The 17,539-nt window shown below is 58.7% G+C and carries 18 protein-coding genes; 8 read left to right on the top strand and 10 right to left on the bottom strand.

Annotated features, from left to right (window positions below):
- Nucleotides 1-12: 12 nt before the first annotated feature.
- Nucleotides 13-915, bottom strand: coding sequence for a fatty acid desaturase (locus tag GOV85_RS15910; protein WP_171179882.1), 903 nt, complete (start codon nt 913-915; stop codon nt 13-15).
- Complete coding sequence (locus GOV85_RS15905) at nt 908-1,111, bottom strand: DUF2061 domain-containing protein (RefSeq protein WP_171090445.1); 204 nt, start codon at nt 1,109-1,111, stop codon at nt 908-910. The genes GOV85_RS15910 and GOV85_RS15905 overlap by 8 nt, the downstream gene beginning before the upstream one ends.
- A gap of 108 nt (nt 1,112-1,219) precedes the next feature.
- On the opposite strand from GOV85_RS15905, the gene GOV85_RS15900 reads away from it, so the two are divergent.
- Together GOV85_RS15900 and GOV85_RS15895 are read left to right on the top strand one after the other, a co-directional pair.
- On the top strand, nt 1,220-2,089 hold the full coding sequence (locus GOV85_RS15900) for a helix-turn-helix domain-containing protein (RefSeq protein WP_171179880.1): 870 nt from the start codon (nt 1,220-1,222) through the stop codon (nt 2,087-2,089).
- A gap of 79 nt (nt 2,090-2,168) precedes the next feature.
- A complete protein-coding gene (locus tag GOV85_RS15895; protein ID WP_171179878.1) occupies nt 2,169-2,351 on the top strand; it encodes a hypothetical protein in 183 nt (60 codons plus the stop codon).
- 1 nt (nt 2,352) lies between these two features.
- Here the strand turns inward: GOV85_RS15895 and GOV85_RS15890 are convergent, their stop codons facing one another.
- The 4 genes from GOV85_RS15890 to GOV85_RS15875 are packed head-to-tail and all read right to left on the bottom strand — an operon-like array spanning nt 2,353 to nt 5,875.
- Nucleotides 2,353-3,111 carry an SDR family oxidoreductase gene (locus GOV85_RS15890; RefSeq protein ID WP_171179877.1) on the bottom strand — a complete coding sequence of 253 codons (759 nt, stop codon included), beginning with the start codon at nt 3,109-3,111 and terminating at the stop codon, nt 2,353-2,355.
- Complete coding sequence (locus tag GOV85_RS15885) at nt 3,108-4,574, bottom strand: carnitine 3-dehydrogenase (protein WP_171179875.1); 1,467 nt, start codon at nt 4,572-4,574, stop codon at nt 3,108-3,110. Before GOV85_RS15885 ends, GOV85_RS15890 begins: the two co-directional genes overlap by 4 nt.
- An 8-nt stretch (nt 4,575-4,582) precedes the next feature.
- On the bottom strand, nt 4,583-4,900 hold the full coding sequence (locus tag GOV85_RS15880; RefSeq protein WP_171179873.1) for a hypothetical protein: 318 nt from the start codon (nt 4,898-4,900) through the stop codon (nt 4,583-4,585).
- Nucleotides 4,901-4,960: 60 nt separating this feature from the next.
- Nucleotides 4,961-5,875 carry a 3-keto-5-aminohexanoate cleavage protein gene (locus GOV85_RS15875; RefSeq protein WP_171179871.1) on the bottom strand — a complete coding sequence of 305 codons (915 nt, stop codon included), beginning with the start codon at nt 5,873-5,875 and terminating at the stop codon, nt 4,961-4,963.
- A 132-nt stretch (nt 5,876-6,007) separates the two neighbouring features.
- Between GOV85_RS15875 and GOV85_RS15870 the strand changes: the two genes are divergently transcribed.
- Nucleotides 6,008-6,994 (top strand): GlxA family transcriptional regulator, encoded by a 987-nt coding sequence (locus GOV85_RS15870; protein WP_171179869.1) that lies wholly within the window; start codon nt 6,008-6,010, stop codon nt 6,992-6,994.
- 74 nt (nt 6,995-7,068) lie between these two features.
- Here GOV85_RS15870 and GOV85_RS15865 read toward each other — a convergent pair whose 3' ends face one another.
- From GOV85_RS15865 to GOV85_RS15855, 3 genes are read right to left on the bottom strand one after another with little or no spacing between them, the layout of a single operon-like run.
- Complete coding sequence (locus tag GOV85_RS15865) at nt 7,069-8,115, bottom strand: aldo/keto reductase (RefSeq protein ID WP_171179867.1); 1,047 nt, start codon at nt 8,113-8,115, stop codon at nt 7,069-7,071.
- Between the two features lie 31 nt (nt 8,116-8,146).
- Nucleotides 8,147-8,605 (bottom strand): DNA polymerase III subunit chi, encoded by a 459-nt coding sequence (locus GOV85_RS15860; protein ID WP_171179865.1) that lies wholly within the window; start codon nt 8,603-8,605, stop codon nt 8,147-8,149.
- Nucleotides 8,606-8,609: 4 nt separating this feature from the next.
- On the bottom strand, nt 8,610-10,076 hold the full coding sequence (locus tag GOV85_RS15855; RefSeq protein WP_171179863.1) for a leucyl aminopeptidase: 1,467 nt from the start codon (nt 10,074-10,076) through the stop codon (nt 8,610-8,612).
- 229 nt (nt 10,077-10,305) lie between these two features.
- Between GOV85_RS15855 and lptG the strand changes: the two genes are divergently transcribed.
- The 5 genes from lptG to rsmA all read left to right on the top strand — a co-directional run bounded on the left by lptG (nt 10,306) and on the right by rsmA (nt 16,695).
- Complete coding sequence (gene lptG / locus GOV85_RS15850; RefSeq protein WP_171179861.1) at nt 10,306-11,406, top strand: LPS export ABC transporter permease LptG; 1,101 nt, start codon at nt 10,306-10,308, stop codon at nt 11,404-11,406.
- Entirely contained in the window at nt 11,406-13,562 is a 2,157-nt protein-coding gene (locus GOV85_RS15845) for an LPS-assembly protein LptD (RefSeq protein ID WP_171179859.1), read from the top strand. The genes lptG and GOV85_RS15845 overlap by 1 nt, the downstream gene beginning before the upstream one ends.
- The gene (locus tag GOV85_RS15840) at nt 13,553-14,806 is read left to right on the top strand and encodes a peptidylprolyl isomerase (protein ID WP_171179857.1); all 1,254 of its coding nucleotides are present in this window, start codon (nt 13,553-13,555) and stop codon (nt 14,804-14,806) included. The genes GOV85_RS15845 and GOV85_RS15840 overlap by 10 nt, the downstream gene beginning before the upstream one ends.
- Nucleotides 14,803-15,768, top strand: coding sequence for a 4-hydroxythreonine-4-phosphate dehydrogenase PdxA (gene pdxA, locus GOV85_RS15835; RefSeq protein WP_171179855.1), 966 nt, complete (start codon nt 14,803-14,805; stop codon nt 15,766-15,768). Before GOV85_RS15840 ends, pdxA begins: the two co-directional genes overlap by 4 nt.
- An 84-nt stretch (nt 15,769-15,852) precedes the next feature.
- Nucleotides 15,853-16,695, top strand: a complete 843-nt coding sequence (rsmA, locus tag GOV85_RS15830; RefSeq protein ID WP_171179853.1) for a 16S rRNA (adenine(1518)-N(6)/adenine(1519)-N(6))-dimethyltransferase RsmA — start codon at nt 15,853-15,855, stop codon at nt 16,693-16,695.
- Between the two features lie 52 nt (nt 16,696-16,747).
- On the opposite strand, the gene GOV85_RS15825 is transcribed toward rsmA, so the two are convergent.
- Nucleotides 16,748-17,326 (bottom strand): DUF4167 domain-containing protein, encoded by a 579-nt coding sequence (locus GOV85_RS15825; protein ID WP_171179851.1) that lies wholly within the window; start codon nt 17,324-17,326, stop codon nt 16,748-16,750.
- Between the last annotated feature and the right edge of the window lie 213 nt (nt 17,327-17,539).

Below are 17,539 nucleotides of genomic sequence, written 5' to 3'. Positions count from 1 at the left end.
TGTGTCGTCAAATCAGGACTTTGGCCAGAGCGGATGCGGCACGGGGTCTTTCGCGCGCCACAAGTACTGCCGGAAAATCTGCGCATAAGACCGGTATACATATGCCTCATTACAAGCCAGATACTTGTCTTTTCCGTCCCGATACAGTTGTGGCAAGCGATACCACGGGACGCTTGGGTTCATGTGATGAACCACGTGCAGGTTATTGTTCAGAAACAGAAATGCCAGGGGTCCCCGATCTTCGATGATGACTGTACGTGCCCGGGATTTTTCATGCGCGCGGTGCTCAAGGAACGTACGGATTTTCAGCAGCCCCAGCCCGATATAGGCCGAGATCAGATAGGCCCAGACCGGCATGGCCGACTGGGCAACAATCCACAGTACCACCGCCACGCCCGGCAGGTGCAACGCCCAGGCCAACAGGATATCCTTGTCCCAATGCCGCGCGCCTAGCCATTCGTCTCGCAGAAACAGAACTTGTCCGATGGCCGGGCCCAATAACATGCGGCCAAGCAGCGTGTTGTTGCCCGCCAGCAGCATTTGCAGACCGCGTGGCAACTTCGACCAGACCTTGGGATCCAAATAGTTCGATTCCGGGTCGTCATATGGATCGGTCAACGCTGCATCCTGATGATGCGCCAGATGCAGATCCCGAAAGCGGTTGTACGGGATGAAAAGCGTCAGCGGCAGCACCATCAACGCCTCATTCAGCCATTTGGCTTGAAACGGGTGCCCGTGAAGGACCTCATGTGTCAGTGACGAATGCAGGGCCGCAACCAGGCCCAAGGCCAGCACCGCCAACCACAACGAAACATCCGCCAACCAGAACAACCCCGCAAGCCACGCCGCATAACAGGCCATGATCAGGAAAAACGTGCCCCATTCAGGGGATTGGGATGTGGGTCGCTTAGCCATTGCGCCCCCACGAGATGCCCGCCCACACCCTTTCGTAAATCACGTACATGGTCAGGCCAATGGCGGTGTTCACCAGCGCCACAACCCCGCCCACAGTGGCCGAGCCCGTGGCAATCAGCCCTACAACGGTCATGGTGACAAGCCCCATGACATTCCAAACGATTGCTTTCACGACAGATCTTCGCCGCGTTTCCATTCCGACCCTCAGTCTTTTTGCTTTTTTCAAAGAGTTACAAGTCGGTGGTTATTCTGAAAATTCTGAATATGATTAACAAAATTCATCAATTATGATATTTATCACCATATGCAGGAAAAAATAGACAAACGAGATCGCGCCGCGCAGTTTCGACTGCGACTTGCCCGCGCGATGGAACAACGGAACATCAGTCAAAGCGCGCTTGCGCGTGACATAGGGGTTGACCGCTCGACCGTATCGCAGCTTTTGACCGGGCATGGCGCGCGCCTGCCCAATGCGCATGTGGTCGGAGGATGCGCGGCTGCGCTTGGCGTTTCAGCCGACTGGTTGCTAAGCCTGTCCGACAGGCCAGAAAGCGCGGCCGAGCTTCTGGCCGGTTCCCTAAGCTTCACCGAAGCACCCCGCGCGCTGGTAGATGAAAAGATTTTCGAGTGGCACAAAGAAGCGGCCGGGTACAAGCTGCGCTATGTCCCAGCCACGCTGCCTGACATGCTCAAGACCCGCGCCGTGCTGGAATGGGAATATGCCCCGCATCTGGGGCGAACGGCGGATCAGGCGATCGGCGCCTCCGAGGACAGGTTGGCTTGGATGCGCAGTGCGCAGTCGGATTATGAAATCGCCATGCCGCTGTTCGAAATCGAGAGCTTTGCAAGCGCCACAGGGTATTACAGCGGCCTTAGCGCGCGGGTACGGCTGGAACAGACCGACCACCTTCTGACACTTTGCGATCAGCTTTACCCCAGAATGCGGATCTATCTGTTTGATGCCAAAAGACTTTATTCCGCCCCGGTGACGATATTCGGCCCTCTGCTTTGCGTGTTCTACGCAGGCAGTCACTATTTGGCGTTTCGCGACCGGGACCGGATCGAAACATTTACCCGCCACTTCGATACGCTTGTACGCGAGGCAGAGGTGACCGCCCGCAACTTTCCCAACCATCTTCGGCAGCTCAGATCCATGATTTCAGAAGGCACATGATGCAGGCTTTGGAATACTGTGCTATGGTCCCTTGGCGCGAACCTTCGGGCATTCCGATCACAGACGGAGGACCACAGGAATGGACGCAATACAAACCGCTCAATACGCACGTGCCCTTTATGCCGCTCACGGAGACCGGGCCGAGGCCGAAGCTGCGCAGAAAATGCGTGAATGCGAGGCTGCCGGAAATCAGCAGGAAGCAGAGGACTGGCAGGCCGTCCGCCAGAGCATCCGGCAGATCAGGGGCCCCAACCAGGGCTAAATCATAGTTTCGGGTCAGGATTGACTGTGTGGCCATCGACCGCGATGACCTGACCCGACACCAATCGCGCCGCGTCTGACGCCAGAAATACAGCCATATTCGCTATGTCCTGCGCCTCGACAAAGCGCCCCATGGAGGTGCCCGAGGCATAGCCCTGGTAGACCGCGTCGCGGCTCATGCCTTTGGCTTCTGCCTCACGGGCCAGAACGCCTTCCATGCGCGGACCTTCTACTGCGCCCGGGCAGATTGCGTTTGCGCGTATCCCATGCGGGCCCAGTTCCATCGCAAGTGTTTTCATCAAGCCAATGACCGCCCATTTGGCCGACGCATACGGCGCACGAAAAGGATAGCCATACTGACCTGCCGTCGACGAGGTCAGGATGATGCTGCCTGTACCTGCCGATTTCATCAGTGGCGCGGCATATTTGGCCGCCAGAAAAGCACCGTCCAGATTAACCGCAATGCAGGCGCGCCAAGCATTCAGATCGATGTCTTCGATTGCCTCGGTTGGCCCTGCTATTCCGGCGTTGGCACACAGGGTGTCCAGCCCCCCTGCCTCTGAAACAGCATCAAAGACGCCGCGCATACCAGCCTCATCCGAGACATTGGCGCAATGTGTCGTCCAATGATCGGGCACAGAATTTAGCGCCGCCTGATCGATATCTGTAACCCAGACATCATATCCAGCCGCATCAAACGCCTCGGCCATGGCGCGACCGACACCGGACGCGCCAGCCGTTACCAACACCCTTCGGCTCATGAGGGCTTCCGAATAGCGGCCCCCGCACCTTCGGGGTAAGGCAACACGGACTGAGCTTTGGCAATGCGCGCCATCGCCGCTTCGATTTCAGGGGACGGAGAGCTTGGACGCCGGGTCTCAAGACTGACATGCAGCAAGAAGCTTTCGCCTGTGGCCAGCAGTTTGTCGCCTTCATACATGCTGTGGAACACATGCAGCTTCTTGCCTTGCCCCAGCAGCATCTGCGTGCGCACCTCGATCTTTGCACCCGCGTTGACCTCATCGATGTAACGAATGTGGTTTTCGGCGGTGAAGTAACTGCCGCCCGACGAGATGTACTCCATGTCGCAGCCGATGATCTCCATGAAGCGGTCCGTGGCGGCGGCAAAGGCCTCCAGATACTTCGCCTCATTCATGTGGCCGTTATAGTCCGTCCAATCCAGCGGGACGGCGCGCGACAGGGTCAGGATCGGCTGGCTCAGGTCCGCCTGATCCAATGTCGGCAAGGCACCCGGTTTCAACAGCGTATCATGCTGGTTCAGAACCGCGCCTGCCCCGTAATTCTGCGCCTTGAGCGCGCGCATCATCCCCACAAGGTTGTTGTCGCGAATGCGCTCCAGTTCGCGGATCGAATGCATGCCCGATTGCGCATCCGACTGGTCCGCAATTATATCGACCAGTTCTTCGGTGAACTCGGGCACATCCATCAGCTTTGTCCAGGGCCATTTCAACGCCGGGCCAAACTGCGCCATGAAATGGCGCATACCGGCTTCGCCGCCTGCCACGCGATAGGTCTCGAACAGGCCCATCTGCGCCCAACGGATGCCAAAGCCCATGCGGATCGCCTCATCGATTTCCTCGGTCGTCGCAATGCCGTCTTTGACCAGCCACAGAGCCTCGCGCCACACCGCTTCAAGGAACCGGTCGGCGATGTGCGCGTCGATCTCTTTCTTGATGTGCAGGGGGAAAAACCCGACCGATTTCAGCAACTCCTGCGCGCGTGCGACCATTTCGGGAGGGTTCCTATCGGTGGGCACCAACTCGATCAGCGGCAACAGGTAAACCGGGTTGAACGGATGCGTTACGACGATCTGTTCGGGGCGCAGCGCGCCCTCTTGCAATTCCGAAGGCTTAAAACCGCTGGTCGAAGACCCGATGATCGCGCCCGGATCGCAGGCCTCTTGCAGACCTTTGTAGACTTTCAGTTTCAGGTCCAAACGCTCCGGTACGCTTTCCTGAATCCAAACCGCACCTTCTACGGCGTCGGCCATTTCATCGTGAAAGCTCAATACGCCTTCGGGCGGCAATGGCACATCGCTCAGGCCTGGCAGAGACCGCCGCGCATTGTCCAGAACTTCGCCAATTTTGCGCTCGGCCTCAGGGTCCGGGTCGAACACCCGGACGTTCCAGCCATTCAGCAGGAACCGTGCAGCCCAACCGCCGCCAATGACCCCACCCCCGATGATTGCTGCCGTTTTTGTCATATCGTCCTCTAATCGATACAGATCACTTGCGCCTGCCCCGCCTCATCCAGATGTGGAATGCATCCGAATTTTGGCGTGACGGCACTGCATTGTTTGGTGTCCGACAGGCAGAACCCTGCACAATCGGAGGCTATTTTGCAGGGTGCCCCGGCGTCGGGCAAAGGTTCAAAGCAGATATACTCCCGGAGTCGCCCAGCCACCTCATATCTTCCGCCTTTGGCTTCGCACTGCTGGCGGGCCAACTCAACCTCTGTGGCTTGCGCTGCCCCTTCGCAGGGCAGGCATGCCATCAGTAGCGCCGCGCATATCACAACAACCGATCTCATGGTTATCATCCTTTTGCTGACGCTCCAGAGCCTTCGACCATGCCAGCGGCCGCAAGCAAATCATCCCTTTGGCGCGCGTTTCTCCAATCCCAACTTCTCACGCACTTCCTGCGGCCCAATAACCCGCGCGCCCATATTCTCGATGATGGTTCCCGCGCGTTCCACCAACTGCCAGTTTTCGGCCAGAACACCCTTGTCCAGCCACAAGTTGTCCTCGAGACCCACGCGCACGTTGCCGCCGGCCAGAACCGTCGCCGCAACGTAAGCCATCTGGTTCCGCCCCAATGAGAATGCGCTGAAGGTCCAGTCATCGGGGACATTGTTCACCATCGCCATGAAGGTGTTCAAATCGTCCGGCGCGCCCCACGGCACACCCATGCACAGCTGAACCAAGGCGTTGGGCTCCAGAATCCCCTCTTTCACCAACTGCTTGGCAAACCACAGGTGGCCGGTGTCAAAGGCTTCGATCTCGGGCTTCACGCCCATATCCGTCATCATTTGCCCCATAGCGCGCAGGGCTCCAGGCGTGTTGGTCATGACGTAATCGGCCTCGGCAAAGTTCATTGTGCCACAGTCCAAAGTGCAGATTTCGGGCAGACACTCGGCAATATGCGCAACGCGCTCCGACGCACCGATCATGTCAGTACCCGCTTCATTCACCGGAAACGGGCTTTCAACACCACCAAACACGATGTCCCCCCCCATCCCCGCAGTCAGGTTCAGAACAACGTCCACGTCGGCGTCGCGAATCCGGTCTGTGACCTCACGATACAGATCCAGCCGACGGCTTGGCGCACCGGTTTCGGGGTCACGCACATGGCAATGCACAACTGCAGCTCCAGCCTTAGCGGCAGCAATCGCGCTGTCGGCAATCTGCTGCGGCGAGCGCGGTACATGAGGGCTGCGATCCTGCGTTCCACCCGAGCCGGTCACGGCGCAGGTGATAAAGACATCGCGGTTCATTTCCAGAGGCATGGCGTTTTCCCCAAGTTATACCCGGTTTTGACCTGAGTTTTCCCCAGGCTTCTCCCCGGATTCCGATTTGCGTTACTTTCAACTCTGACGCAGCCTTGGGAAAACAACTTGGCAGAATGCGAATCGAACTTGATGCAATCCGCAAAAAACATACTGCAGCCCGAACATCGCGCCCTGAAAACGGCGGTGCTGGTACTTGATGACTGCAACACGCTCAGCTTCGCCTCCGCGGTCGACCCAATGCGCGCGGCCAACCGTCTGGCCGATCGCCCGGCCTTTGACTGGGACTACGTGACAGCGACACCCGAACCGGCAATGCTGACCAGCGCCTTGCAAGTGCCGGGTATCCCGCTGGCACGTCTGCAAGGCTGTGACCTAATGATCGTTGTGGCCGGGTTCCAACTGGCCCGTCACGCCACCCCCAGCCTGCTTGCGGGTCTGCGCCGGATCGCAGGTACTGGCGCAACAATGGCAGGCATCGATGGCGGCCCCTGGCTGCTGGCCGAGGCCGGGCTGCTTGACGGCCACGCCGCCACCACCCATTGGGAAGACCTGGAAAACTTCGCCTCGCGTTTCCCCGAAGTGGACGTGCGCCCCGACCGCTTCACCGTGTCTGACACCCGGCTGACATCCGGCGGAGCAATCCCGGCGGTCGAGATGATGCTGCACATCATCGCCGCCCGTCACGGAGCGGGTTTCGCGGCGCGCGTTTCGGGCTTGTTCCTCTACGAAGGCGCACCCGACCCTGCCAAACCGCAAAGCCGCACTGGCGCACCACACCGCCACACAGCTTTGACCGCCAAGGCCAATTCACTGATGCAGGACTCTTTGGATGACCCCTTGCCGCTTGCCTATATCGCAGACCGGCTGGGCACCAGCCCGCGTACGTTGCAACAACAGTTCCGTCTGCGCCTGAACACCACGCCGCAGGACCATTACTTGCAACTGCGCCTGGCCGAAGCGCGTCGCCTTGTCACTGACACCGACATGCCGCTGATGGATGTGGCGCTGGCCACGGGCTTTGCCTCACAATCCAGCTTCGCCCGTGCCTTTCGCACCGCACACGGCCAGTCCGCCCGCGATCTCAGACAAGAGCGCGCGCACCCCACCCATCACTGACCGGATCCAACTTCATCTGGCTAAAAATACCTCGGGGGAGCCGCCGAAGGCGGCGGGGGCAGCGCCCCCTGCCCTCAGTACGGCATTGGGTGCGCCTTATGGGCTGCATCCAACTCTGCCAGCACCTCATCTGACAACGTCAGATCCGCGCCAGCCAATACGTGTTCAAGCTGCTCAACCGTGGTCGCGCCAAAAATAGCCGACATCATGAATGGCCGCGTGCGACACCAGGCCAATGCCATATGCGTCGGATACAAGCTATGGCGCGCAGCAACGTCCAGATAAGCCGCGACCGCATCAAACACCCGATCAGACTTGCGCCCGCCTAGTTCAGGTGAAAGCGACATGCGTGAACCGTCCGGGACGGCACCACCCTGATACTTACCCGTAAGCAACCCGGTACCCAAAGGCGAGAACGCCATCAGCCCGACATCTTCATGCACGCATAGCTCGGCCATATCCGTGTCAAACAGCCTGCAGAGCAGCGAATACTCGTTCTGAATCGACGCCACACGCGGCGCGCCCATCTTTTCGGCCAGACGCACCCACTGCGCCGTGCCCCATGCACTTTCGTTGGACAGACCAAAGGCGCGGATGTTGCCCTTGTCGACCTGAGCCTGCAACGCCTCCAGACACTCCTGCATGTTCCCCAAAACGTCATCGGTGTTGTGCCCGGTTGGCGCAAAATCCCAGTTCTGACGGAACATGTAGCTGCCGCGGTTCGGCCAGTGAAACTGGTAGAGATCGATGCACTCTGTCTGCAACCGCTTCAGCGACCCTTCAATCGCTTCGGGTATCGTCTTGCCTGTGATCGGCGCACCGTCACGCACAAAGGACAAACCCTCACCGGAATGCTTGGTCGCAAGAATGTAATCCCCACGCCGCGCCGCATTGGCCGCGTTCCAGTTGCCCAGAATCTCTTCAGTGCGTCCGATCGTTTCTTTTGAAACCGGGTTTACGGGATACATCTCGGCTGCATCCACAAAGTTGATGCCGGCATCCAGCGCCATATCCATCTGCCTGTGCGCATCGGCTTCGGAGGTCTGTGTGCCAAAAGTCATGGTTCCAAGGCATAGGTCGCTCACCATAATTCCAGTACGGCCCAAGGGCTTCATTTGCATCTTTCAAATCTCCTGAAAACGGCGTCGCCCGTCAGGCTTCGGCCTTCTTTTCCCACCGTCCGGATTCTTCCGACCAGTATTGCGCCGAACACCCCGCAGCGGTCAGCGATTTCCACTGCCCCCGCGCATGTTGAACGGCTATGTCGTCATTGCCATCGAACAGAATGCACACACGTTCCATCGCGGTGACTTCTTCCGCCTCGACCAGCGCTCCGTCAACGACCATGACACAGGACGCGCCATTGGCAGCTTTCGAACCCGTGGTCAGCAAAATCGGCTGCTCTGCGTCATGGGGGCCACCGTCGCGGCCATGCGGCAGAAACCCGTCTTCGGGCCCCAGCCACAGCTTTTCATCCAGCCAGTCCATCCGCGCAGGGTCGGTGCCCCGCACGGCAATCTTCCACCCGGCCTGCCGCGCCTTGTCCAGCAGCACCGGCAAGGTGTGTTCCAGCGGCTGGCGGGTCAGGTGGTAGAAATAGACAGCGCCCATCTGCTTACTCGAAATTGTCCTGCACAAACCGGCTCAGCGCGCGAACACCCCAACCGGTGGCGCCTTTGGGTGCATAAGATGTCTCAGCGGAAACCGAGGCCACCCCTGCAATGTCCAGGTGAATCCAGGGCGTTTCTTCTTTGACGAACCGTTGCAGGAACTGCGCGGCGGTAATCGACCCCGCAGGCCGACCACCCACATTCTTCATGTCGGCAATGCGCGATTTCAGCAACTTGTCATAGGAATCGCCCAACGGCATCCGCCACGCGCCCTCGTCTTCGGCTTTGGCCGATTTCAGGAAGGCATCACAGAACGTGTCGTTGTTTGAGAACACACCGGCATTCTCGTGCCCTAGCCCGATGATGATTGCACCTGTCAGAGTGGCTAGATCTATCATGCCAACGGGGCTGAACCGTTCTTGCGCGTACCACATGACGTCACATAGAACCAAACGACCCTCGGCATCGGTATTGATGATCTCGACCGTATCGCCTTTCATCGATTTGACCACATCGCCGGGGCGCGTGGCATTGCCTGAGGGCATGTTCTCGACCAATCCAACCAGACCAACGACATTGGCCTTGGCCTTGCGCTTGGCCAGCGCGCGCATGGTTCCGGCGACAACACCTGCGCCACCCATATCCATGGTCATCTCTTCCATACCGCCCGCGGGCTTCAGCGAGATACCCCCGGTGTCAAACACCACACCTTTGCCAACCAGAGCCAGCGGCGCATCGCCCTTGTCACCCCCCTTCCAGTGCATGACGACCACTTTGGACGGGCTGTCCGAGCCCTGCCCAACGCTCAGCAATGTGCGCATTCCCAGTTCCGCAAGTTTGTCTTCGTCCAGAACTTCGACCTCAAGACCCAGTTCCTGCATCTCGACCAGACGATCGGCGAATTCGGTGGTTGTCAGAACATTTGCGGGCTCGTTGGTCAGATCCCGAGTCATCCGTACACCGTCAGCAATTGCGTAAAGCGGGGCAAATTCGGCCTCGGCTTCGTCCGGTTTGGAATGACTGATCGTGACCGTGCCCAAGCTGTCGCTTTCTTTGGTCTTGTGCGCGTCAAAGTCATAGCTGCGCAAAGCGATGCCCAAAGCAAGTTCGTCAGTGCGCACCTGATTGCCGACCATCAAAAGCATGTCCTTGCCGCCCGCCAGCTTGGCCAGCGCTGACCCTGCCTTGCGTGCTTCGTCCGCTTCCGGGCGGCGCGGCAGCACCAGAACGTCCAGCGCCTCGGCGGCCATTCCGGCGGGCCATGCCAGCGAGATTACATCAGCGGCTTTGGCTTTTTCGAACGACCCACTTTCGACCAATCGCGCCACTGCCCCTTTTGTCAGGCGATTGGCCCGACGGGCAGCGGGGTTCATCTTGCCGTCGGACGGAATGATGATGGCCACCCGGCCTTCGGCCTGCGCCATCGCATCCAAGTCGAACTCTTGAAAGAGGATCGGTACCAGACTGCTCATTGTAAACTCCTCAAATTCTGTTCCCCAAGACCTAGCCCGCGTAGCACCGCTTGACCAGATAGCAGTTTTCCCCGGGCCTCAATTGCATTAAGGTCTCGAAAAAATAACCGGCAGGCTCGGGGGAGAAAGACGTGGCACGAGAGGGCAGGCATAAGCCGTTGCGCAGGAATTTCCGCGCGCGCGCGGACCGCCCGTATGCCCGTTCTGCAAGCTTCGCGGGGTGTTGCCCGTGATCCTCGACCGTTATTTCGCCCGTCGTTTCATGCAGAGCTTTCTGGTCATTGGTGGCATCTTTCTGACCTTGATGATTCTCATCGACCTGATCGAACAGATTCGCCGGTTTGACGATTACGACCTGTCTTTTGGGCAGTTGCTGCAACTGACTCTTCTGAACACACCGGCAGCGATCAGCGAAATGCTTCCCCTGCTGGTCATCCTGTCTACGATCGCTCTGTTCGTCGGGCTAGCGCGCACTTCAGAACTGGTGGTGACACGCGCGACCGGTCGCTCGGGTATTCGTGCGCTGGTGGCACCTGTGCTTCTTGCGCTGATCATCGGCGCGCTGGCCGTAGCCTTGCTGAATCCGATTGCCGCCGCAACTTCAGAAGAATTCCAACGCCTTTCCGATTCCTACAAGAATAACGGCAGTTCGGCCCTGTCCATCAGTAGCGAAGGGTTATGGCTGCGCCAATCAGCGGAAAACGGTCAGGCGGTGATCCATGCGCGCGGAACCTCTAACGGGGATTCGCTTGGGTTGGACGATGTGACCGTGATTACCTTCGCCCGCGATGGCAAACCCACCCAACAGATCATCGCTGATCGAGCCGAGTTGGAAGATGGCAGGTGGGTCTTGTCCAACGCCAAGATCTGGACCATGCAGGAAGGGCAGAACCCCGAAGCCAGTTCCGTTGTTCATGACCGCCTGGAACTGCCGACTTCGCTGACCCGCCAGCGCATATTGGATACGCTCGGGCAACAGGATTCCGTGTCAGTCTATGACCTGCCCCAACTGATCGCGGACCTGCGCGAGGCCGGCTTTTCGACCAAGCAATATGAGGTTTGGTTGCAAGTTCAACTGGCACGCCCATTCTTTCTGGTCTCGATGGTCCTGATCGGAGCAGCCTTCACCATGCGCCACGTCCGATTTGGCGGCACCGGAATCGCGGTGCTGACAGCGGTCTTGCTTGGCTTCGCCGTCTACTTCGTTCGCAACTTTGCGCAAATCCTTGGGGAAAACGGACAATTGTCCACATATATCGCTGCCTGGGCACCGCCCTTTGCCGCTATTCTGCTCTCATTGGGCCTACTGCTTCACGCGGAGGATGGCTGATGCGGCGCCTCCTTTATGTTGTGTTGACCAGTGCAGTGACGCTTTCCGTGCCCGCTGTACTTGTGGCCCAATCCACCCCGACACAGGCACAAGACACACAGGCTCAGGAACAGCCAGCGCTGCTGGTGGCCGACAAGGTTTTTATTACGCCTGAAAGAAAGCTGGTAGCCGAAGGAAATGTCGAGGCCTTTCAGGGCGACATCAAACTGTCTGCCCAACGCATCACATATGACCGAGAAACAGGCGAACTGACGCTGGACGGCCCTATCCGCATCGATCAGGGCGGTCAGACAACGTTGCTTGCGGATTCGGGACAGCTGGACAGCGGTATTCAGAACGGTTTGCTGGTCGGCGCGCGCATGGTCTTTGAACAACAGGTCCAGATCGCATCTGTTCAGGCAAAGCGAACAGCCGGGCGTTACACGCAATTCAGCAAAGTCTCGGCCACCTCTTGCCATGTCTGCGCCAATGGCAGGCCGCCAATCTGGCAGATTCGGGCCCGCCGCGTCACTCATGACCAATTGGAACGGCAGTTGTATTTCGAAGGCGCGCAGCTTCGGGTGTTGGACTACCCTATCTTCTATTTTCCTTATCTGCGACTGCCCGACCCCACACTGGACCGCGCGACCGGTTTTCTTGTGCCATCGATCCGCAGCACGTCGCAGTTGGGAACAGGCGTGCAGATTCCGTATTTCTTCAAACTCGGGGACCACAAGGACCTGACACTGACACCTTATGTATCAGGCAAAACAACAACGTTGGGCTACAGATACCGCCAGGCCTTTGTGAACGGGCGTATTCAGCTGGAAGGCGCCTATACGCGCGATGACATTCAGCCAGACCAGGATCGCGGCTACCTTTTCGCAAACGGTTGGTTCAACCTAAAAAATGATTTCCGACTGACCTTCCAAGTGCAAACCACTTCGGACGACGCGTATCTGGTGGACTACGGCCTTCCTGACCCGGACCGTTTGCGAAGCGAAGTTGCTTTGGAGCGGATCAAACGTGATACTGCCTTCAAGACAAGCCTGATCTACTACAAAACGCTTCGAGAAAGCGAAAACCAAAACGAGATTCCGTCGCGTGTTTTCGATCTGAATTACGAAAAGCGTTTCTTTCCCAACGCGTTGGGCGGCGAAGTGCGATTGGCCTTTGTCGGCCATGCACATGAGCGTACCAGCGACGTGGATGTAATCGGCCGCGACATCGCCCGCGCCACGTTTGACGCCGAATGGCTGCGCAGCTGGACCTTCGCTTCGGGCCTACGCGCCGATGCAACTCTGGGCGCGTCCGTCGATACGTTTAACATTCGAAACGACAGCAACTTCCCCTCGCAAGTCACGCGTTCTACCCCCAGAGCTGCCCTGACCCTGCGCTATCCCACGACGCGACGCGAGCAATCCGGCGCAGTTCAATTCCTTGAACCCATTGCTCAGATCGGATGGACGCATGTCTCGGATACGGATGTGCCAAATGACGAGAGCACCTTTCAGGAGTTTGATCAGGGCAACCTGCTTGCGCTCTCTCGTTTTCCAGCAGAGGATCAGCGCGAAGATGGCGCGACCGGAGTCGTTGGTCTGAACTGGGCCCGTTACGGCGTGGACGGCTGGCAGGCCTTGGCCACCGTGGGTCAAGTGTTTCGGGCAGATGCCGATCCGAACTTCACTCTGACTTCGGGGTTGCAGGGCACCACATCAGATCTGCTGGTTGCCGGACAGATCAGAACCAACAATGGCTGGTCACTGAGTGGGCGTGGACTGATCGACAGTGATTTCAGCTTTGTCAAAGCTGAATTGCGCGGCGCATGGTCGAACGAATTCGCGAGGATTTCCGGCAGCTATGTCTGGCAGGAACCCGATCCCGCCGAAAACATCGTCGATGAGATATCGGAAATTTGGCTTGTAGGCCGGTATCAGGTCGACGAGAACTGGCGGACAAATGCTCTGGCCCGCTATGATCTTGGCCAATCCGAACCGATCCGTCTGGGTTTGGGCGTGACATACCTCAACGAATGCGTGCAGGTTAACATGTCTGTAAGCCGGCGCTTTACTTCAACATCTACTATTGAGCCTTCGACAGAATTCGGCTTTACCCTTTCACTGACAGGGTACTCCGTCGAAGGCGGTGGCAAGACATACAAGAGAAGATGCAGTTGATATCAGGTTTCTCCAGGTTTCTTCGTTCCGGTTGGCTTAAACCGGCCGCGCCGGTTCTCACCGCCGCAGTTTTTGCAATTGCGGGCTCGCAGGCCTTGGCACAAAGCCTGTTTTCTCCTGCAATCCGGGTCAACCAAGACATCGTAACCTGGTATGAACTGGAACAACGCCTGCAATTTCTGAACGTGTTGGGCCTGCCTGGCGGCAGCGAAGCTGATGTGCGAGACGCTCTCATTGATGCGAAACTGCGCCAACAGGTCATGCGCGAGGCCGGCGTGCAGGCCACCCCCGAGGCCGTTCAACTGGGCATCGACGAATTTGCGTCGAGGGGCCAGTTGTCATCAGAACAGTTCTTGAAATTGCTGGGAGAATCGGGCGTCGATCCAGAGACGGTTCGCGACTATGTGGCGGACCAGCTGGCCTGGCGCGACTATATCAGCTCACGCTATCTGTCTCAGGCCCGCCCCACTGAGGATGAAATTGACCGCGCTCTGGGGCAGACCGGAGGCGGTGGCCTTCAGGTCCTTTTGTCGGAAATTATCATCCCGGTGAACCAGCAAACCGTTGCTCAGACCGAGCTTCTGGCTCAGGAAATCTCGCGCTTGGAAGGCATTGATGCCTTTTCAGCCGCCGCCGCACAGTATTCGGCCGCGGCCACCCGCGATCAGGGCGGTCGGCTGGAATGGTTGAACATCACCGACCTCCCCCCCGCCCTGCAACCGGTCATCCTGCGTCTGCAAAACGGCGAGATTACCGAACCGATCTCGCTGCCCAATGCTGTGGCCCTGTTCCAGATGCGTGGCCTGCGTGAAGTTGCAACTTCGGCAGCTCCAATCTCGACGCTGGATTATGCAATCTATTACATCGCCGGAGGGCGCAGCGCCGACGCTCTGTCACAAGCCGCACGCCTGAAGGAAGAGATCGACACCTGTGATGACCTGTACGGCATCGCCAAAGATCAGCCCTCCGAAGTATTGGAACGCATCGACGCCGCCCCTTCCCAGGTACCGCGTGACGTTGCCGTCGAATTGGCCAAGCTGGACCGCTTTGAGGTATCGACCAACCTCACCCGCAACAACGGCCAGACGCTGATGTTCCTGATGCTGTGCAACCGCACGCGCGATCTGGGTGAAAACACCTCACGCGCGGATGTGGCAAACGCCCTAGCCCAACAGCGCCTTCAGGCATTTGCCGAAAGCCTGGTGGAACAGCTGCGGGCCGATGCCGTCATCATTCAGGAATGACACGTCCGATTGCGCTCAGCTGCGGCGAACCGGCCGGGATCGGCCCTGAAATCGCTGCCAAAGCCTGGGCCGAGCTTCGCGGCACTTGCCCGTTTTTCTATATCGGAGATGTCAGCCACCTGCCTGCTGACACGCCTGTCGCGCAAATCGAACACCCATCTCAGGCCGTTGCCTCCTGCGAGCAGGCACTGCCGGTCCTGCAATTGGATTTCCCGGCCCCCAACGTGCCCGGCCAACCCGACCCCGCCAACGCGCCCTCGGTGATTGATGCCATCGAAACGGGTGTTGAGTTGGTCAAAACGGGCGATGCAGCCGCGCTTTGCACCGCGCCTATCCACAAAAAAGCTCTGATCGACGGGGCTGGGTTCACCTATCCCGGCCATACCGAATTTCTCGCGGCCCTCTCTGGCACGAAAAGGGTCGTGATGATGCTGGCCAGCGATCAACTGCGGGTCGTGCCCGCCACTATCCATATTCCACTTTCTCAGGTCCCTGCGGCCCTGACCCCTGACCTACTGCGCGAAACGATTCAAATCACTGCGCGTGGCCTGCGTGACCAGTTCGGAATCGATAGCCCACGCATCGCCATCGCTGGCCTCAACCCCCACGCAGGCGAAGGTGGCAAAATGGGCACCGAGGAAGGCGACTGGATTACTTCGCTTATAGCTGAACTTGATCCGGACGGAGCAACTCTTACAGGCCCCCACCCAGCAGACACTTTGTTCCACGCGGCTGCTCGCGCCCGCTATGACGCGGCCATTGCGATGTATCACGATCAGGCCCTGATCCCTATCAAAACGCTGGATTTCGACCTTGGCGTGAACGTGACACTCGGTCTACCCTTCATTCGCACCTCCCCGGATCACGGCACCGCACTGGACATTGCCGGGAAGGGCATCGCTACACCCACCAGCCTGATCGAAGCTCTGAAACTTGCCCAACGCATGGCTAAAGGCACTTGACCCTTCACCTGGCTGAAAATACCTCCGCCGGAGGCAAAAAATCTCTGGCGTACTCCCTCCACCTTGCGTCACGGTAATTGGATCATGAGCGCTATCGACAATCTTCCCCCGCTGCGCGAGGTCATCGCAACCCATCAGCTTTCAGCACGCAAATCGCTGGGTCAGAACTTCCTACTGGACCTCAACCTGACCGCCAAGATCGCCCGCCAGGCCGGGGACCTGACAGAATGTGATGTGCTGGAAATCGGACCTGGCCCCGGCGGCCTGACACGCGGGCTGTTGTCTGAAGGCGCGCGCAAGGTCGTGGCAGTGGAAAAAGACACGCGCTGTATTGCTGCCCTGAACGACATCGCCGCCGCTTATCCCGGACGGCTTCAGGTCATCAACGGCGATGCGCTGGAAATCAATCCGCTGGAACACCTTACACCGCCGATCCGTGTTGCCGCCAACCTGCCCTATAACGTGGGCACCGAATTGCTGGTCCGTTGGCTAACACCACCTGAGTGGCCACCTTTTTGGCAGAGCCTGACGCTGATGTTCCAACGCGAAGTGGCTGAACGCATCGTCGCCCAACCCGGCAGCAAAGCATACGGACGTCTTGCCATCCTCGCTCAATGGCGGGCCGAGGCGCGCATCGCCATGTCGCTGCCCCCGGGCGCTTTCACCCCACCGCCCAAGGTGTCCAGCGCCGTGGTTCACCTGACCGCCCTGCCCAAGCCCCGCTATCCCGCCGATGCTGCCACCTTGTCCCGCGTTGTGGCTGCGGCCTTCAATCAACGCCGCAAGATGTTGCGAGCTTCATTGAAGGGCGTGGCCCCCGATATCGAAGACCGTTTGCTGGCGGCAGGAATTCAGCCCACGGAACGCGCCGAACAGGTCCCGCTAGAAGCATTCTGCGCGCTGGCCCGCGAAGTTCAAAAGACCTGAAAACAAAAAAGCCCCGGCTCTACCGGGGCTTTTGTTCAAACCGCTTTTTTGCTTATTCAGCCGCTTCCGGTGCGTCCCCATCGGTTTTGGGGGCATCTTCCGCCGCTGGCGCCGGTTTGGGCTTACGTGTGCGCGGTTTGCGCGCAGGTTTTTCCTTTTTCTCCTGTGCCGGAGGTTCGGCGCCTTTGCTTTCCGGTGTCTCGACCAGACCGCTTTCCGGCGTTGCCTCGGGCGCCGCAAAATCCATCACATCCGGCTGCGGCGCTTCGGCCGGGTCGGCCTGACGGGCGGCTTCGCGTTCCTGCCGTTCGGCGCGTTCGCGATCACGCTCTGCCTGGCGTTCGCGGTTTTGGCGCTCTTGCTCTTCCCGGCGGGCTTCCATTTCGCGCTGCGCTTCACTCAGCATCCGAAGATAATGCTCGGCGTGCTGCTGAAAGTTCTCGGCGGCCACGCGGTCATTGGACAGTTGCGCGTCACGAGCCAATTGGTTGTATTTGTCAATGATCTGCTGCGGCGTGCCACGCACCTTGCCCTCGGGGCCCGAGCTATCAAAAACACGGTTTACGACGTTGCCGCCGGAGGGACGATTGCGGTTATTCTTGGCCCGCGAGCGGGATTTGGAAGATCTCATCTTACTTTACGTCAGCCTTGTCAATTCGCTGTCGAACCACCCGTTTCTTGCACTGCTCTGAGGCGTTTGCCGTGACGGGATCTCGACTTTTTTGGGCTTGGCGTCAGGGGTGAGCTGCAACAGCATCAACCTCGCCGACTAATCCTGAGTAAACATGTCCTGAGCGCGCAGACAAGAGGAATCTCGGGTTTTCACCAGCTTTTTTAGTCTGGG

The sequence above is a fragment of the Ruegeria sp. HKCCA4633 genome (assembly GCF_013034605.1).
Taxonomy (GTDB): Bacteria; Pseudomonadota; Alphaproteobacteria; order Rhodobacterales; family Rhodobacteraceae; genus Ruegeria.
The sequence above is the reverse complement of the archived record's forward strand: the minus strand, read 5'-3'. Positions and strand labels throughout refer to the sequence as shown.

Bases quoted from the DNA above. Each gene is read 5' to 3' on its own strand.
- GOV85_RS15910 (WP_171179882.1), bottom strand. From the start codon at position 915: ATGGCTAAGCGACCCACATCCCAATCCCCTGAATGGGGCACGTTTTTC.
- GOV85_RS15905 (WP_171090445.1), bottom strand. From the start codon at position 1,111: ATGGAAACGCGGCGAAGATCTGTCGTGAAAGCAATCGTTTGGAATGTC.
- GOV85_RS15900 (WP_171179880.1), top strand. From the start codon at position 1,220: ATGCAGGAAAAAATAGACAAACGAGATCGCGCCGCGCAGTTTCGACTG.
- GOV85_RS15895 (WP_171179878.1), top strand. From the start codon at position 2,169: ATGGACGCAATACAAACCGCTCAATACGCACGTGCCCTTTATGCCGCT.
- GOV85_RS15890 (WP_171179877.1), bottom strand. From the start codon at position 3,111: ATGAGCCGAAGGGTGTTGGTAACGGCTGGCGCGTCCGGTGTCGGTCGC.
- GOV85_RS15885 (WP_171179875.1), bottom strand. From the start codon at position 4,574: ATGACAAAAACGGCAGCAATCATCGGGGGTGGGGTCATTGGCGGCGGT.
- GOV85_RS15880 (WP_171179873.1), bottom strand. From the start codon at position 4,900: ATGAGATCGGTTGTTGTGATATGCGCGGCGCTACTGATGGCATGCCTG.
- GOV85_RS15875 (WP_171179871.1), bottom strand. From the start codon at position 5,875: ATGCCTCTGGAAATGAACCGCGATGTCTTTATCACCTGCGCCGTGACC.
- GOV85_RS15870 (WP_171179869.1), top strand. From the start codon at position 6,008: ATGCAATCCGCAAAAAACATACTGCAGCCCGAACATCGCGCCCTGAAA.
- GOV85_RS15865 (WP_171179867.1), bottom strand. From the start codon at position 8,115: ATGCAAATGAAGCCCTTGGGCCGTACTGGAATTATGGTGAGCGACCTA.
- GOV85_RS15860 (WP_171179865.1), bottom strand. From the start codon at position 8,605: ATGGGCGCTGTCTATTTCTACCACCTGACCCGCCAGCCGCTGGAACAC.
- GOV85_RS15855 (WP_171179863.1), bottom strand. From the start codon at position 10,076: ATGAGCAGTCTGGTACCGATCCTCTTTCAAGAGTTCGACTTGGATGCG.
- GOV85_RS15845 (WP_171179859.1), top strand. From the start codon at position 11,406: ATGCGGCGCCTCCTTTATGTTGTGTTGACCAGTGCAGTGACGCTTTCC.
- GOV85_RS15840 (WP_171179857.1), top strand. From the start codon at position 13,553: ATGCAGTTGATATCAGGTTTCTCCAGGTTTCTTCGTTCCGGTTGGCTT.
- pdxA (WP_171179855.1), top strand. From the start codon at position 14,803: ATGACACGTCCGATTGCGCTCAGCTGCGGCGAACCGGCCGGGATCGGC.
- rsmA (WP_171179853.1), top strand. From the start codon at position 15,853: ATGAGCGCTATCGACAATCTTCCCCCGCTGCGCGAGGTCATCGCAACC.
- GOV85_RS15825 (WP_171179851.1), bottom strand. From the start codon at position 17,326: ATGAGATCTTCCAAATCCCGCTCGCGGGCCAAGAATAACCGCAATCGT.